At 58.7% G+C, this 17109-nt stretch carries 10 protein-coding genes; 4 read left to right on the top strand and 6 right to left on the bottom strand.

Features of this window, described 5'->3' with window-relative positions; all coding sequences use genetic code 11:
- The 4 genes from aceF to msrA all read left to right on the top strand — a co-directional run bounded on the left by aceF (position 1) and on the right by msrA (position 7415).
- Entirely contained in the window at positions 1-1968 is a 1968-nt protein-coding gene (gene aceF / locus MEB48_RS10890; RefSeq protein WP_237884265.1) for a dihydrolipoyllysine-residue acetyltransferase, read from the top strand.
- A gap of 285 nt (positions 1969-2253) precedes the next feature.
- Positions 2254-3648, top strand: coding sequence for an alkaline phosphatase D family protein (locus MEB48_RS10885; protein ID WP_237884264.1), 1395 nt, complete (start codon positions 2254-2256; stop codon positions 3646-3648).
- Positions 3649-3884: 236 nt separating this feature from the next.
- A complete protein-coding gene (locus MEB48_RS10880) occupies positions 3885-6578 on the top strand; it encodes a putative bifunctional diguanylate cyclase/phosphodiesterase (protein ID WP_237884263.1) in 2694 nt (897 codons plus the stop codon).
- Positions 6579-6767: 189 nt separating this feature from the next.
- Positions 6768-7415, top strand: coding sequence for a peptide-methionine (S)-S-oxide reductase MsrA (gene msrA, locus MEB48_RS10875; protein WP_095052839.1), 648 nt, complete (start codon positions 6768-6770; stop codon positions 7413-7415).
- A 124-nt stretch (positions 7416-7539) separates the two neighbouring features.
- Here the strand turns inward: msrA and MEB48_RS10870 are convergent, their stop codons facing one another.
- The 6 genes from MEB48_RS10870 to MEB48_RS10845 all read right to left on the bottom strand — a co-directional run bounded on the left by MEB48_RS10870 (position 7540) and on the right by MEB48_RS10845 (position 17018).
- A complete protein-coding gene (locus MEB48_RS10870) occupies positions 7540-8379 on the bottom strand; it encodes a 23S rRNA (adenine(2030)-N(6))-methyltransferase RlmJ (RefSeq protein WP_237884262.1) in 840 nt (279 codons plus the stop codon).
- Between the two features lie 238 nt (positions 8380-8617).
- Entirely contained in the window at positions 8618-8941 is a 324-nt protein-coding gene (locus tag MEB48_RS10865; RefSeq protein ID WP_237884261.1) for a hypothetical protein, read from the bottom strand.
- Positions 8942-9330: 389 nt separating this feature from the next.
- Positions 9331-9618: a contact-dependent growth inhibition system immunity protein gene (locus tag MEB48_RS10860; protein WP_048396103.1), complete on the bottom strand. Its 288-nt coding sequence runs from the start codon at positions 9616-9618 to the stop codon at positions 9331-9333.
- Positions 9618-14279 (bottom strand): RHS repeat protein, encoded by a 4662-nt coding sequence (locus MEB48_RS10855; RefSeq protein ID WP_237884260.1) that lies wholly within the window; start codon positions 14277-14279, stop codon positions 9618-9620. The genes MEB48_RS10860 and MEB48_RS10855 overlap by 1 nt, the downstream gene beginning before the upstream one ends.
- Positions 14279-15010: a DUF4123 domain-containing protein gene (locus MEB48_RS10850; protein WP_237884259.1), complete on the bottom strand. Its 732-nt coding sequence runs from the start codon at positions 15008-15010 to the stop codon at positions 14279-14281. The genes MEB48_RS10855 and MEB48_RS10850 overlap by 1 nt, the downstream gene beginning before the upstream one ends.
- Positions 15000-17018 carry a type VI secretion system Vgr family protein gene (locus tag MEB48_RS10845; protein ID WP_237884258.1) on the bottom strand — a complete coding sequence of 673 codons (2019 nt, stop codon included), beginning with the start codon at positions 17016-17018 and terminating at the stop codon, positions 15000-15002. The genes MEB48_RS10850 and MEB48_RS10845 overlap by 11 nt, the downstream gene beginning before the upstream one ends.
- Positions 17019-17109: the final 91 nt, after the last annotated feature.

The raw sequence follows: 17109 nt of genomic DNA, 5'->3' as shown, positions 1-17109 counted from the left end.
GTGAGCGAACTCATTCGCGTACCTGACATCGGCAGCGGTGAAGGTGAAGTAATTGAACTGTTTGTGAAGGTCGGCGACCGTATCGAAGCCGATCAGAGCATCCTGACGCTGGAATCGGACAAGGCGAGCATGGAAGTGCCTGCGCCTAAGACCGGCATCATCAAGAGCCTGAAAGTGAAGCTGGGCGATCGCCTGAAAGAAGGCGACGAACTGCTGGAGCTGGAAGTAGAAGGTGCTGCTGCGCCAGCCCCTGCGGCTGCCGCTGCACCGGCGGCCAAGGCTGAAGCCAAACCGGCTGCGGCTCCTGCCGCCGCTGCTCCTGCTGCTGCGCCGGCTGCTGCCAGCGTTCAGCAAGTGCACGTGCCGGACATCGGTTCGTCGGGCAAGGCCCAGATCATCGAGATCCAGGTCAAGGTCGGCGACACCGTCGAGGCTGATCAGTCGCTGATCACCCTGGAATCCGACAAGGCCAGCATGGAAATCCCTTCGCCCGCCGCTGGCGTGGTCAAAGCCATCAGCGTCAAGCTCAACGACGAAGTCGGCACTGGCGATCTGATTCTGGATCTGGAAGTGGCAGGTGCTGCTGCACCGGCCGCGGCCGCGCCAGCCCAGGCTGCTGCGCCTGCTGCCGCTGCTCCGGCGCCAGCCGCTGCGGCTCCGGCGGCTCCGGTTGCCGACACTGTTCAGGATATTCATGTCCCGGACATCGGTTCGTCGGGCAAGGCCAAGATCATCGAAGTGCTGGTCAAGGCTGGTGATACCGTCGCCGCCGACCAGTCGCTGATCACCCTGGAATCCGACAAGGCGAGCATGGAAATTCCATCGCCTGCCGCAGGCGTGGTGGAAAGCGTTGCCATCAAGCTGGATGACGAAGTCGGTACCGGCGACCTGATCCTGAAGCTGAAAGTCAAAGGCGCAGCGCCTGCTGCGGCTCCGGCTCCAGCCGCTGCGCCTGCTCCAGCCGCTACTGCACCTGCTGCTCCGGCAGCTGCCGCACCTGCTGCGGCACCTGCTGCGGCACCGGCCGCTGCTCCAGCCAAGCCAGGCGCCAAGGTTCACGCAGGCCCGGCAGTGCGCCAACTGGCCCGTGAGTTCGGCGTCGAGCTGAGCGCGGTCAGCCCAAGCGGCCCGCACGGTCGTGTGCTGAAAGAAGACGTGCAGGTTTACGTCAAAGCCATGATGCAGAAAGCCAAGGAAGCACCGGCCGCTGCGGCTGGCGCAACCGGCGGCGCGGGCATCCCGCCGATTCCGGTCGTGGACTTCAGCCGCTTCGGTGAAACCGAAGAAGTGCCGATGACTCGCCTGATGCAAATCGGCGCGTCGAGCCTGCACCGCAGCTGGTTGAACATTCCTCACGTGACTCAGTTCGATTCGGCTGATATCACCGACCTGGAAGCGTTCCGCAATGCTCAGAAAGCCGTTGCAGAGAAGGCTGGCGTCAAGCTGACCATCCTGCCGCTGCTGCTCAAATCGTGCGCACACCTGCTCAAGGAACTCCCGGACTTCAACAGTTCTCTGGCGCCAAGCGGCAAAGCGATCATCCGCAAGAAGTACGTGAACATCGGCTTCGCCGTCGACACCCCTGAAGGCCTGTTGGTACCGGTCATCAAGAACGTCGACCAGAAGAGCCTGTTGCAATTGGCAGCCGAAGCCGCTGCGCTGGCCGCCAAAGCCCGCGACAAAAAGCTCACCGCTGACGACATGCAAGGCGCCTGCTTCACCATTTCCAGCCTCGGCCACATTGGCGGCACCGGCTTCACGCCGATCGTCAACGCGCCGGAAGTGGCGATCCTCGGTGTTTCCAAGGCGACCATCCAGCCAGTCTGGGACGGCAAAGCCTTCCAGCCGAAGCTGATGCTGCCCCTGTCGCTGTCCTACGATCACCGTGTGATCAACGGCGCCGCTGCTGCACGCTTCACCAAGCGTCTGAGCGACCTGCTGGCGGACATTCGCACTATCCTGCTGTAACACCGGCCGGCCCTCCTTCACCGGAGGGCCAGTCGCGTCATGTTTTCCGAGCGCCACGCTCGTACCTCAACCCCGTCAATTTGGCGGGGCTTTTTTTTGCCCTGAAAAAAGCCCTCTGCCTCCGAGCTCTATTCCTACATTCACGGCTTACGCCGCCTACAACTCGAGTCCACTTCCGGCTGATATTTTTAGCGAGTCAATAACTAGGATCAGTTTGGAGAATTCCTAATAGAAATCTCGACAACTTAATCTGCTTAGTTAGCATTACTTCGAATGGATTCGAACATGTTCAAACCGACTGTCGGGCCAATTATTGGCCACACCACAACTAACCATGCCCGCATTTTCTTGCGCGGTGAATTACAGAAGGATGCCTTGGTATTTGCAGGTATTCGTTATCGACGCACGGGGGATGAGCAGTGGTCCAAAGGACTCTTTTCAAAACTGACCATCTTGCGTGACATGTCCGATGTCATTGCCCTCAACAATCTCGCCACCGATACAGACTATGAATACCAGGCAGGCTGGTTCAGCCCCATGAGCCCGGTGCATACCGTGGAGACGGTTCAGGAATTGCCACTGCAATGGCCGCGGCAGATCTATCGTTTTCGCACTCAGTCCAGCAAAACCAAGACACCACGGGCGTATGTTGTCGGTTCATGTCGTTACCTGCGAATAACCGCCGGCAGTGCATCGGCCCCGCATTTGGGCGACCGGATCTTTGCCTCGGTTACTAGCCTGGCGGAACGCGCCGAGCCACCTATCAGCGCCATGCTGATGACGGGCGACCAAATCTACGTCGATGACTTGAACCTTGTCGCACCCGACCGGGAATACAAGGACATTCTCAGAAAATACCGCACGGCTTTCTCTCAGCCTCATATTTCGAAGTTAATGTCCGGCGTGCCAACTTACATGATCCTCGACGACCATGAAATTGAAGACAACTGGCCGGCTAACGAGAGTAAGTACGACGCTTACTTATACAAAAATGCCATGGCGGCCTATGAGTTATATCAAGCGAGCCACAGCCCTGCCCATGAGTTACTTGCCAACGGACAAGTAAGCAGGAAACTTCAACAGTATTGGTATCAATTCTCCGATGGCGATATCGAATGGTTTATCACCGACAGCCGAACCCGACGCAATCTGTCGGCCAGCGACCGGCGCATCCTGGACGAAGAGCAGGAACAGGCGCTGCTCAAATGGCTGATCAACAGCCTGGCCCGGGTGAAATTCGTGGTCACCAGCGTCATGTTCTATCCCGACCGCAAACTTCACGGTGATGACGCCTGGAAAGCCTACCCGGAACAACGATTACGGCTGTTGGAGACGATTCGTACGCAGGGCATCAAGAACGTCTTCTTCATTTCCGGCGATGTCCACGGTTCGCTGACCAGTCGCCTGACCCACAGCGAGGATCCGGATTTCGAAGTTCACACCATCGTGTCTTCACCGCTGTGCAACAGCAAATTGCTGCCGTATGCCAAGGCATCCACGTTCATTCTCGACCAAGCGCTGGCCCGAACAGCTGCGGGAGATTATCGGCATGAGCTGACCAGTGAGGTGATCAGCCAGGATAATTTCGCGCATCTGATCGTCGATACTGAACAGGTTCGCGTCAATTATCACGATCGGGATGGCAAGCAACTGCAGTCGGTAAGCATCAAATTGCGTTGATTCCGGAAAAGATCGCAGCCTTGTAGGGGCTGCCGAAGGCTGCGATTTTTTGACTCACAACATTACTTTTGGCGCCTCGCTGGAGAAATCTTCACGCCTGCCGACATATTCTTATAGCACTTGGCCTTCATCTCTCTTGTCAGTCGGTGTCGCAATGATGCAACCTTGCCGCAGACAACAGAAAAGAGGGCGAGAGCCCGGCGCGATCAGCATATTCGAAGCGAGTTTCCCTCCATATGAAGAGCCAACCCGATGCCGCCAGCCGTATGGTGGCCGAGGTAGTGACGCAGTTGCCTGTGCCCTCGCGGCTCGGCATGCTGCGTTTCGAACGGCTGAATGAACCGAGCTGGGCGCTGTTGTTTCTCGACCCCAATTGCGAACGACAGTTTGGCCTGCCGGCAGTGGAGCTCTGTGCCCTGGTCGGCTCGCCCTATGCCAGCCTGATGGAGCCCGAGGCGCGCTATCAACTGCACGACACGATCCAGCAGCAACTCACCGAAAGCCCGCATTACCTGATCCGCTACACCTTGCACACCGCCGCAGGCGTACTGAGCCTGCTGGAACTGGGCGAAGCTTACAAACAACACAATCGACACCTGCTGCGCGGCTACCTGATGGTGGTGGACGGTCTGTTCGACGGCGAACCGCTGCTGCCTGCGCTGGACCTGGAAACCCAGAACTCACGCCTGCAAATCGCCCTGGAACTCAATCAGCGCGCCCAGCAGGAGCAACTGCTACACCTCGACCGGGTGCGCGCCCAGCAAGACCTGATTCTGCTGCTGACCCGCCAGCGCTACAGCACCAACAATTCCCTGCAAGAAGCTGCCGAATTGATCACTCGTAGCGCCTGCGACATTTACGAAGTCGACTGCGCCAGCCTGTGGCACCTCGACGGCTCGCTGCTGACGCCGATCTCGGCCTATCACCGTGCCACCCGGGATCGCCAACTGCCTGAGTCGATCGACGCCAGCGGTTTTCCCGATTATCTGGACGCCTTGCACACCGGCCGTGCCATCGACGCCCATAACGCCATCCGTGACCCGCGCACCCGGGAAATAGCCGAGAGCCTGCGTCCGCGCGACGTCAACGCCATGCTTGACGCCAGCATTCGCGTGGATGGCCAGGTAGTCGGCGTGCTCTGCCTGGAGCAGATCGGTGCGACCCGCGCCTGGCAGTCGGATGAAATCGCCTTTGCCGGCGAGCTGGCGGATCAGTTCGCCCAGGTGATCAACAACCATAACCGTCGCACCGCCACCAGCGCCCTGCACTTGTTCCAGCGTGCGGTGGAGCAAAGCGCCAACGCCTTTCTGCTGGTCAATTGCGACGGCGTGGTGGAGTACGTCAACCCAAGCTTTACCGCGATCACCCAGTACACCACCGAGGAAGTCCACGGCCAGCGGCTGTCGGAATTGCCGGCGCTGGAAAACCTCAGCGAACTGCTGTTCGATGCGCCGTCGGCGCTGGCCAAAAGCAATAGCTGGCAGGGCGAGTTCAAGAGCCGGCGCAAAAACCTCGAACCCTACTGGGGCCAATTGTCGATTTCCAAGGTCTATGGCGACAACCGTGAGCTGACGCATTACATCGGCATCTACGAAGACATCACCCAGACCAAACTCGCCCAGCAACGTATCGAACGCCTGGCCTACACCGACAATCTGACCAACCTCGGCAATCGCCCGGCGTTCATCCGCAACCTCGATGAACGCTTCGCCCGAGACAGCGATACACCGATCAGCCTGCTGCTGGTGGACATCGACAACTTCAAACGCATCAACGACAGCCTCGGCCACCAGACCGGCGACAAGCTGCTGATTAGCCTGGCGCGACGCTTGCGCAACAGCCTGAGCCCGAGCGGCAGCCTGGCACGTTTCGCCAGTAACGAATTCGCAGTGCTGCTGGACGACACTGACCTTTCGACTGGTCAGCAGGTCGCCAACCAATTGCTGGCAACCCTCGACAAACCGTTGTTCGTCGACAACCAATTGATCAGCGTCACCGGCTCCGTGGGCCTGGCCTGCGCGCCGCTGCATGGCCGCGACCCACAGACGCTGATGCGCAACGCCGGCCTGGCACTGCACAAGGCCAAGGCCAACGGAAAGCACCAGGTGCAAGTCTTCACCGAAGCGCTGAACGCCGAGGCCAGCTACAAACTGTTCGTCGAAAACAACCTGCGCCGCGCCCTGACCCAGAACGAGCTGGACGTGTTCTACCAACCCAAGCTGTGCCTGCGTAGCGGTCGCTTGCTGGGCATGGAAGCGCTGCTGCGCTGGAATCATCCGGAAAAGGGCATGATCCGCCCGGACCAGTTCATCAGCGTCGCCGAAGAAACCGGGCTGATCATCCCGATCGGCAAATGGATCGCCCGCCAGGCCTGCCGCATGAGCAAAGACCTGACCGCCGCCGGCCTCGGTAATCTGCAAGTGGCGATCAATCTGTCGCCCAAGCAGTTCTCCGACCCGGACCTGGTGGCGTCCATCGCCAACATCCTCAAGGAAGAAGAGCTGCCAGCGAACCTGCTGGAGCTGGAGTTGACCGAAGGCCTGCTGCTGGAAGCCACCGAAGACACGCACTTGCAACTCGACCAACTCAAGCGTCTGGGCCTGACCCTGGCGATGGACGACTTTGGCACCGGTTACTCGTCACTCAGTTACTTGAAAAAATTCCCGATCGACATCATCAAGATCGATCGAAGCTTCATCCACGAAATCCCGGACAACCAGGACGACATGGAAATCACCTCCGCGGTAATCGCCATGGCCCATAACCTGAAACTCAAGGTCGTGGCTGAAGGCATCGAAACAGCCGAGCAGTTGGCCTTCCTGCGCCGCCACCGCTGCGACGTCGGCCAGGGCTACCTGTTCGACCGACCGATCCCCGGCACAGAGCTGATCGAAAAGCTCAAACGCTACCCGCGCGGCCCAATCGCCTGACAACGGTGTCGCAACACCTGTGGGAGCGGGCTTGCTCGCGAAGGCGGTGTCTAAGGCGCCGTGGATGTCGACTGTCACGCCGCCTTCGCGAGCAAGCCTGCTCCCACATTGGGTAGTGATTAACTTGGCATCATTCGGCACACTGGCGGTCTGTGTATTTACATCTCAACCAAACTGAGAGGACTGATCATGGTCTTGCGCTCGGAAATTCTGGTGAACAAAAACGTGCTCCCGACTAAAGAACAAGCTCTGCCTGGCCGCGAAACCCCAATGACCGTGCCGGAAAAACACTTCGTCCACGATGCCCCGCTGCTGGGCCCCTTTGCGATGGACGTGGATTTCGCGATCTTCGGCCTGGGTTGCTTCTGGGGCGCGGAGCGCAAGTTCTGGCAGCGCGAAGGCGTGGTCAGTACGGCGGTGGGTTACGCCGGCGGCTTTACGCCGAACCCGACGTATGAAGAAGTCTGCTCGGGCCTGACCGGCCATAGCGAAGTGGTACTGGTGGTCTACGAGCCGGCAAAAGTCAGCTACGAAGAGCTGCTGAAGATGTTCTGGGAACTGCACAACCCGACCCAGGGCATGCGCCAGGGCAATGACATCGGGACCCAGTACCGCTCGGTGATCTACGCCACCAACCCGACTCAACTGGCTGCGGCCAAGCACAGCGAGCAAGTGTTCCAGGCCGAGTTGACCAAGGCTGGCAAAGGCACCATCACCACCGAAATCGAAGAAGCCCCGACGTTCTACTTCGCCGAGGCGTATCACCAGCAGTACCTGGCCAAAAATCCGGAAGGCTATTGCGGGATTGGCGGTACAGGCGTGACTTGCCCGATCTAACCGCACACCGATCGTTCCCACGCTCTGCGTGGGAATGCCGCCGGGGACGCTCCGCGTTCCGCTTTCAGGTGACACAGAGCGTCACGGGATGCATTCCCACGCAGAGCGTGGGAACGATCACTGGTCAACTCTCAGCAATCAACCAATCCATCTGCCACCCACCCTGGGTCTGCCCAAGCTTCTTGGACAACCACGGCAGCAACTCACGCAATTCCTCTTCAAGCCCCCACGGCGGATTGGCAATCGCCAAACCCGAGCCATTCAAGCTATTGGGCGTATCCAGCGGATGCACCAACAACTCCACCCGCAATAACTTCGGCGCGCCCGTGCCGGCCAGATCCTGATAAAAACGCCGCAACATGCGCTGATCCTTCACCGGGTACCAGATCGCCGCCACCGTCTGACGCATCCGGCCAACCGCTTCTTTCAACGACGCCGCACAACGCTGCATCTCATCGAGCTGCTCGAACGGCGGATCAATCAACATCACCGCCCGCTTCTCCTGCACCGGCAACATCGCCCGCGGCACATGCCAGCCTTCGCCCAAGTGAACCTTCACCCGACGATCGCCGGCCATGTTGTCCTTGAGCAGCAAGCCGTCTTCGGGGTGCTTCTCGTTGAGCATCAGCCGATCCTGCGGCCGCGTCAGACGCCGCGCCAACTCCGGCGAGCCCGGGTAATAGCGCAACTGGCCATCCGGGTTCATCTCGTGCAGCACCTTCATGTAATCGGCGGTCAACGCCGGCAAATCCGGCTGATCCCACAACCGCGCGATCCCTTCCAGGTACTCACCGGTACGACTGGCCTGATCGCCCTGCAGGTCATACAGACCAATGCCGGCGTGAGTGTCGAGATAGGCAAACGGCTGCTCCTTGCGCGACATCAAGGCGATGAGGCGGGTCAAAGTCAGGTGTTTGAACACATCGGCGTGATTGCCGGCATGGAAGGCGTGACGATAATTCATGATTGCTCCTGCGAAGGCCGGGAAGTTTACCTTGTACGGCGCAGAACGTCAGGGGTTGGTGGCTGAGCGGGCAATCTTGGTGTCTACACGATGATCGTTCCCACGCTCCGCGTGGGAATGCCTCAAGGGACGCTCCGCGTTCCAGCCACACCACCGCTGTGGAGCCAGGCACCGATGTGACGCAGAGCGTCACGGGCTGCATTCCCACGCAGAGCGTGGGAACGATCTTTCAGCAGTCTTACTCCGAAGGCCAAGCCCGCAACCGCCGCCCAATCACATCCAGCACATCACACCCATCCCGCAACGGAATGGCGCACAGCAACGCAAAATCACTAAGAATGAACGACTCACACTCAACCGAACCGCGCATCGACATGTTCTCCAGCACCTGCGTAACGGCGCGAATTCGATAGTTGGCGGCATCGTATAAAACATCGAGCGGCGCGTGGGTATCGACGAACAGCGTGGGCATGTCGGTGCAGTTGCCGGTCAACGCCATGAAGCGGTTTTCGGGATGAGGGATTATTTTTTCGTAGGGAGGATCGGGTGTAAGTGTTGTCATTTTTTAGAGACCTTTGGCGGACAAATTTAAGCTACCAACGGCCTTTCCTACGGGCTTGGGTGGCAGCCGTACGCGAGAGTAGGAAACTGAGGAGATCCACCAAAACTCAGCCACGCCGAAGCGTGTCCCGCGTACAGCCGCCGCGAACGATGTTACGGACACAAATTAAGTGCCGCAATCAAACGACAGCGCTGATGCGCGGTAAATCTCCAAGGGTTCCTACACCCTGCCACTGCATTTGCAGCGACAGCCAAAGACTATCCATGGATCTCACTTCGCACCAGTTCATGGAAACCGATACGTTTTGAAGGAAACTTCCGACGACCTTGCCCAGAAATTTCTCTTCCTCCTTCACCCGATGAGCGCAGAAAAGCTAACAGGATTCACTGCTAAAGCATGCTCAAAATATGCTCCAACCATGCTTTACCTGAGGGCCACGCATAGGGGTAATAGTAAGAACATCCAATTTCCTCAAACAAAAAAACCTGCAATTCCTCTTCACTTTGGATAGAACGTAAAACGACCTGCAACTCATCCTTCACTTGAGAAATCCTTTCTGGAGAAGATTCAGCAACAAACGATCGAACGACATCATCTTCTGACTCGTGATCACAGCTCCAATCCTCATGAAAGTAGCCAGCCAAGAACTGGAATAGTGCCGGAAATCTTGCGCTCATTACTCTGCATATCCTGTATGTATTCGATAACCATCTGGCATTCGCTGGTCCTTGCGTAAAAGTAGATACACCCCGGATACAGGCATAACGGTGGATGCTCTACGTCTTAAAACAACTCCAACTGGATAAGGGACAGAGTCACTAATAATGATCTGAGTGTCTCGGCTCTGTAAGAATCTTGCTATCACTGCCTTATTGGTAGTTATGACGCTGGACATAGCTTTTTCCGCCGTTGTTCGATCATAGAAAGTAGACGCCCTGCCAAGCCACCCCTCATCTTCAAGCCTTTTTGCCAACTGAGCTTCAGATCGACCAATGTGTTTTTCAATCAGATGCCCACCCCGAGCCTCATGCGCAGCTAAACCCCCACCGGGAACAATTTCGCTATACGGTCCATCGACATTTCTATCACCAGGGCACGGGTTACAAGACAACCCCAACGGATCAACCCACCCCGTCGGATTCGGCGTGTACTGATACTGATTGAGCCCACCCACCAACTTGATCGGGTCCGACGTCAAGTACCGACCCACCTCCGGATCATAGTAGCGATGCCGGTTGTAATGCAGACCACTCTCGGCGTCGAAGTACTGCCCTTGAAAGCGCAGCGGTTGCTCAAGCTGCTCGCCCCCGCCGAACGCCAGGTGCGTGACTTTTCCGTAGGCGTTGTACTTCGCCGACCACACGATCTCGCCACCAAAATCGGTCAGTTCCTGCGGCGTGCCGAGGTGGTCGAGTTGGTAGTAGAACGGGCAAGCCTTGCGCGGGCCTTTGCCGTCGAGCATGGCCAGAGGGCGGAAGCTGCCGGGTTCGTAGACGTAGCTGCGGTAGTGTTCGCGGCTGCTTTCGGCGACGAGGTGGTCGCCTTGCCAAAAGAATTCAGTGGTGTGGCCGTCGATGGTTTTGGCGATGCGGCGGCCGAAGGCGTCGTAGCGGTAGCTGGCGGTGCGACCGTCCGGGGTGGTGACGCCGACCAGGCGGTGCTGGCAGTCGTAGCGGTATTCGGTGACGAGCTTTTGCGCGGTGCCGCGGCGTTCGCGGATCAGATTACCGAAGGCGTCGTAGTCGTAGTGGCGGTCGCCCTGCATTAGCAAGCGATTACCCCGCACCTTCGCGGCGCCGGAGCGGTCCTGCATCAGCAGGTTGCCGGCCGGGTCGTGGGCGAAGGTTTCCGCTGGCTCGTCGCGGGTGTGGCGAACGCGAGTCAGGCGGTTGAGCGGGTCGTATTGGTAATTGCGTTGGCCATGGCGGGTGTCGGCGATGTGGTCGAGATTGCCGTTGAGGCTGTAGGCATAGTCGCGGCGGTACAGATTTTTTTGCTGTTGGCTGACAGCGTGGGCCTTCAGTCGGCCCTGATCGTCGTAGGCATATTCGCTGAACAGCAGGCCCTGTTGGCGTTTTTGTTCGCGACCGGCGAGGAAGGTGTGCGACGTCAGGCGTGTGCCATTGAGATCGATCGCCGTCAGCGCACCGCCCTTGGCGTGGTGGTAATCGAGTTTGCTGCTGTCCGGCAGGCGCAATCGCTTGAGCTGGCCACAGGCGTCGTAGCCATAACGCAAGGTGCCCCAGCCCTGGTGCTCGGTGATTAGGCGATCCTGTTGGTCGTACTCGAACTCCAGCGGGTGATCGTGACCGTCGTCGACGCTGATCAGTCGGCCCAACGAGTCGTAGCGGTACTCGACCTTGATACCGTCAGGCGGGGTTTTGGTCAGCAAACGCCCAACTGAGTCCCGCTCATAAGCCGTAACCAGCTGCGAGCCGTCGTCGCCGAACTCGGTTTTCTCCTGCAGCTGGCCGTTGAGGTCGTAGCTATAAGCGGTGCGGCGGCCGTCGAAGCCGGTTTCCTGTCGGATCAATCCGCTGGGCGTGTAGTCCAGCTGATATTTTTCGCCGGACTCGTTTTCGATTTCCGTCAGCAACAGCTGCGCGTTGTCGTAGCGGTACTTGAGCTGGGTGCCATCGGGGTTGATGCGGCGGCTGACCAGGTGCAGGTCGTCGGCGTATTCGTAGCGGGTGACGCGGCCCAGTTCATTGCGTTCGGCGGTGATCTGGCCGTAGGCGTTGTAGCTGAAGGCGCGAGTGGCACCGGTAGGCAGCGTCGTCTGGAGCAGTCGGCCGATGGCATCCCATTGGTAGCGAGTGACCGCACCGTGCTCGTCCAGACGGGTCGTCTGCCGGCCCAGCGCATCGTAGGAAAAGCGTCGCTGCCCGCCATCCGGTAGCGTTTCCTCAAGCAGTTGCCCCAAGGCATTCCAGACGAACACATGTCGGCTGGTGTCCGGGTAGCGGATCGACAGCAAACGCCCCTGAGCGTCGTAGTGGTAATGAGTAACCTGGCCATCAGGATCGGTGGCTTCAGTGACATCGCCCTGAGCATTGCGCTGATATTTCCACACCGCCTTGCCGCGATAGCGCGCGTGCAGGAAACCGTTGCGATACTCGTAGGCCGTCGGCTCGTCTTCCGGCGGAATCAGCGCCACCAACCGTCCGACTTCGTCGTAACGATATTCGGTGATGGCCCCGAGCGGATCCTGCTCGGCCACCAACCGGCCGTTGTCGTCATAGGCCTTGAGCTGTTCACCACCATTCAGCTCGACCTTGCGTACCAGCCGCGCGCGGTCGTCGTGGAGGTAAACCTCTTGGCTGCCATCGACGTTATGGACCGTGACGCTGCCCTGGTCGTCCCAGACGTAGCACGCATCCATCTGCGCAAACGACGCCCAATGCCGCACGCAGCGCGCCGCCTTGCCGGAGCGTTCCCACGCCCAGAAGAAACTCGCGCCACCGGCCAGTTGCCGCTGCAGGATCACGTGCCGGTCGTCGTAGTCGTAACGCTCGCTCTCCCCGGCGGCATTGCTCGCTTCGATCAGTTGATCGCGTTCGTCGTAGTGGTAACTGACCAGCGTTTGTTCAGTTTGCCAGGCTTCGTCGAGGGTCTGCGCCGGGACAAACACCTGATAGTCGACGGCGATCAGGTGCGCGCGGTCATAGCGCAACAGCAAGGCGCGGCCGGCGCCGTTGTCGAGGCGTTGAATACGCTCCTGACGGTCGCGGGTGATGCGCAAGCGGTTGTCGTACGCGTCGCTGATCGCCGTCAGCCGACCGTTGTGAAAGTGGTAGAAACGCGCGTCGTCGCCGGCCTGGGCGAGGATCAGCTCCTCGGGAACAGCCCCGAGATAAATCGCCGCGCGCGACAGGCTGTTATGGATCGCCGGGCGTTCGGCATTCGGCAGCGGAAACGTGGTGCGGCGGTTTTCGTGGTCGATCCAGATGACATGATCGCCCTCCATCTCCAGTCGATGGGCGAGCGAATGGCTCCAGCCAAAACCCAGCCCGCAGTCGATCTCGGCAGCGCTGGTGCGATAGAACCGGATGAAGTCGAACGGCAGAATCCCGTCCAGCGCACCATCGGTGAGGGTCAGCAGTTCTTCGCCGGTGACCATCGACACCGGGCATTTGTTGGTCGCGGTTTTATCGGCGGAATCGGCACTGTCGCCGTTGGGGTTGGTGGCCTGTTTCGAGACATCGTCGTGGTGTTCGTTTTTTTTCAGCGTGGTGTTACGCCGGGCATCCCAACGCAGTTGCATGCGACCCTTTTTCAGTCCCGCTGCAACACCGCGCACGGCGACTTTCTTATAGCGGTCGACGTACTCCATGAAGTTGTTGATGATCGCGACCATCGACCTCACGAAGCCCATTGCGGCCTGAAAAATCTGCGCGCTGTACTTGGCCAGGCGCACCGTCAGCCAGGCAATACCTACCCCAACGACACTCAGCACCAAGCCAATTAACAAGTCGATGACCAAGCCGACCACGACCTTGGAGATGGCTTCAGCCGAGGACCCTGCCAGTTGCGAAGGTGGCAATGCTTCGAGCCATAGCACTGCGGTGCGTACCAGCAAACACAGTGCTGCCTCGTCGCTGGCCAGCAACATGGCCTTTTCCATTTTGTCTGGGGCAGTGACGGCCAGATTGGCGAGTTGACCGGCACTTTCACCGAGCTTTTCGGCAAAGGCGTCGGGGTCTTTCAGGATGTCGGTGAGTTCACCAATGCCATCCCAAACAGCTTGAATCGCCGCCCAACTTCCTGCGAGTACTCCATTTCCCACTGCTGCCAATGAAGCTGATGCCGATTGTTGCGACCACTGCGGCTTGAACCCCTCCCACTCCTTGCGCAGCCAGCCCTCCAGCTCTGTGGTCAGGCCATCGTATGAGGAGAAAAGATCATTGATTTGAGTCGGGGTAACTTCACTCTGAACATGAACGCGATAGAACTTGCCGGGTAAACCCTTAAACTTTCCTTTACCGCTTTCGTCGAGCGAGACCGGCGTGCTTTCCCCGCCATCACTGGCAATCACATCGACCTGAATATTCCCCAACGGAATGTCATAAACCGATTCAAACTTGCTCTCGATTTCCAGAATTCCGCTGTCCGGACACTGCGCAACACTGGAGAGAAAATCATCGTCGCCACTACTAACTGACTTACTGGTATTTCCCAGCTTGATCTTCCGCTCCATGCCCATCAGCGACGGCATATCCGCAGCCCGGCTAACCCTGTCCGCATTCCTGCTCAAGAAGCTACCCAGTTGCTGGCGATACAAACTCAAGGTGTCTTTAAAACCGTCGAGCTCCTGCTCGATGCGTTCGATCTGATCCATCAGTCCAGCTCCGATATCAGGTAATCCACCAAGGCTGATTTCGGTGCTTGAGGCAGGTCTGGCGCTTGCAAAAAGATCGCAACTTTGTGCTGCAATACACTTTCGGAAAACGCCTCGTAAAGGTCTGGGCGGTCTTCGCTCAGCCACTTCAGCAAGTTGTTGATGTGTGTTGTAGCGGACTCGGCGGGTTTGAGCAGCGATTCAGAAACTTCCCACCATGGGAAAACCCTGGAGGTTTTCAGTGCACTACCGCCGACTTCGAGGGCGATGCCATTAATCAGACAGCGCCCAACCACCGGTATCAGTTGCGCGGCGCCAACCTCGGCAGATTGCAAAATCGGCAGTAAATAGCGCCCATCCCAGAATCGGAAAAACACCGTGTTGCGATTGGGCAGCAGAACTTGCGTGAGGCTGCGCAGATGCTCGACCAATACCTCTTGAGTGGCAGAAGAAACCGCCAACCATCCCCAATCACGAGACTCAGTAGCAGCAACCCACTCCAGAAACTCACCATCAACAGCGACGATTCCGACATAGGGCATCACCGCTTCCCACTCGGCATACGCGGTATCTGCCCAAATCGGGCTCGGCGCTTGAGCCGTGATCGAGCGTTGCCAGGCTTTGAACGGTTCAGCCGCACTGGCACTGCTGAAGATCGCGAACAGTTGCTCCGACGGTTTCAGCGGCTGGCGCTCCAGCCAGGCGTGAGGTGACAAGGCATCAGGCGGCACAAACACCGTCCTTGCAGCGCTCGCATTCTTCGCAGAATGGCGCGTCGCTTTGCAGGCTGAGTATTTGTGCGGCACTGAGCAGCGCTGCCGGGGCGGCTGCGAGTTTCAACGGAACATCCGGCAAGCTCGGCGCCGCAGTCATGGCCGCCATCGGTGCGCCACCGACCTGAATCGGCACGCTGCTGAAAATCCCGCCGGGGCCGATGTTGATCCACTGCCCGCCCGCCTGAATGGTCGCACTGGCACCGCCGTCGATGACCACTTGCTGGCCGGCGCTGACGTGGAATTGCTGACTGGCATTGAGCGCCTGACTGGTCACGCGAATGTGGCGGTCGCCGACTACCACCAAGTGATCGTCCAGCCGCACTTCGGTCTGGCGCTGACCGTGGGTGATGCGTTTTTCGTCAGCCTTCAACTCATGGCGGGCGGTGCCGGTGACGACGATGCTGCGCTGGTTGTCGACCTGCACGTGTTGATCGTTCAGCACATGCTGAGTCCAGTTTCGCTGGGCGCGCAGGTAGATTTCCTCGGCGCCTTTGCGATCCTCGATGCGCAATTCGTTGTAACCGCCGCCACCGGGACTGCTTTGACTGCGGAAAATGCTGCGGGTCTTGTCCGCCGGCAGATCGAGCGGCACTGGGGTTGCCGCATTGGGCAGGCAACCCATGACCAGCGGTTTGTCGGCATCGGCGTCGATGAATCCCACCAACACTTCCATGCCGACGCGCGGAATCATCACGCTGCCGTAACGGTCGTGCGCCCAGCCAGTGGCGACACGCAGCCAGCAACTGGAATGCTCGTTGAGCTGACCGTCACGGTCCCAGGCGAGCTGAACCTTGATTCGGCCATATGCGTCGCAATGGATTTCGCTGTCTTTCGGGCCGGTGACCACGGCAGGCTGATAGCCAAGCATGCGCGGTTTTTCTGGCCCCAGCGGCGGGCGAAAAAAAACATCCCACGGCGTCGCCAGAAAGGTATTGCGATAGCCCTGGAAATCATCCGGGCTGTCGTTGGCGGCCGACTCTTCCAGCACCTGCGGCTGCCGGCCACGGTGTTCAATTTCAGTGATCAACCACAGGTCATTCCACGTCTGACGCGGGTGTTCGGCAAGGCGTAGGAAATGCCCACTGACTAAAGCAGATTCATCGCCGCAACCTTCAGCCTGGCGGTAATCTGCCCCGTGGCGCTCCAAGGCCCGTTGAGCCAGACGTTTGCCGTGCTCGCGATCACTGAATTGACCGGGGAAGTGGTAATCCTCGAGCAGCGGTCGCTGCTCGCTATCGAGGCGGCTTTCGAGTTGCAAACGCGGTTTATGAAAGTCGTAGTCCCGGCGAGTGACCGCTGTAGTCCGGGTTTCCAGCCGCACGTTGAAGCGCTTGATCGCCGGCGCCTCAGCCGCCATCCCACTGCCTGGCAGATACAGTGTCGGCTCGGGCAGCCGGGGGAAAACCGTCTGGTCATCGCCGAACACCAACAGATGCCCGTCGGGGCTGTGTTGGAAGTGGTAATGAATGCCGACTTCTGCACATAACCGCTGGATGAACGCCAGATCGCTTTCGGCGTATTGCACGCAATACTCGCGATCGGAATAGTCGCTGCCGAGCTGGAACTTGAAGGCATCGCGCTGGATGCCATGGTCTTTGAGAACTTCCTCGACGATGGTCGGCACGTTTTTGCGCTGAAAGATTCGCTGATTGATGCGCCGAGCGAGGTACGCCAGACGCGGTACAAGACTGATTTGGTAACCCGTCAGACGTTGACCGGAATCACCCTGGCCAACGCGAAAAATCTGACCGTGGATACCAGAACCTTGTGCATCGAAACTCAGAAACGCCTGACGATGCAGCAGGCTTTCGAGGTCAATGTCGGGCCGTTCGCTGACCAGTTCCAGGTCAAAACGGTAGGGTTGGCTAATGGCTTCCTTGCCCGTGAACTCAAGTACCTTGAGCTGATTCTGGACGCCGTCGAGGGTCAACGTGAAACGCGGTTGATTGGCAGGCGCGAACATCCGATGTGTCTCTGCAGAATGAAGGCGGGCGATTCTGCATGAGCGACAAGGGGTGTTGACGGAGGGACAGGGAAATCAGATTTGTCCTGTT

The organism is Pseudomonas sp. PGPR40, from assembly GCF_022014505.1.
Lineage (GTDB): Bacteria > Pseudomonadota > Gammaproteobacteria > Pseudomonadales > Pseudomonadaceae > Aquipseudomonas.
This window is presented reverse-complemented; position numbering and strand designations above follow the sequence as displayed.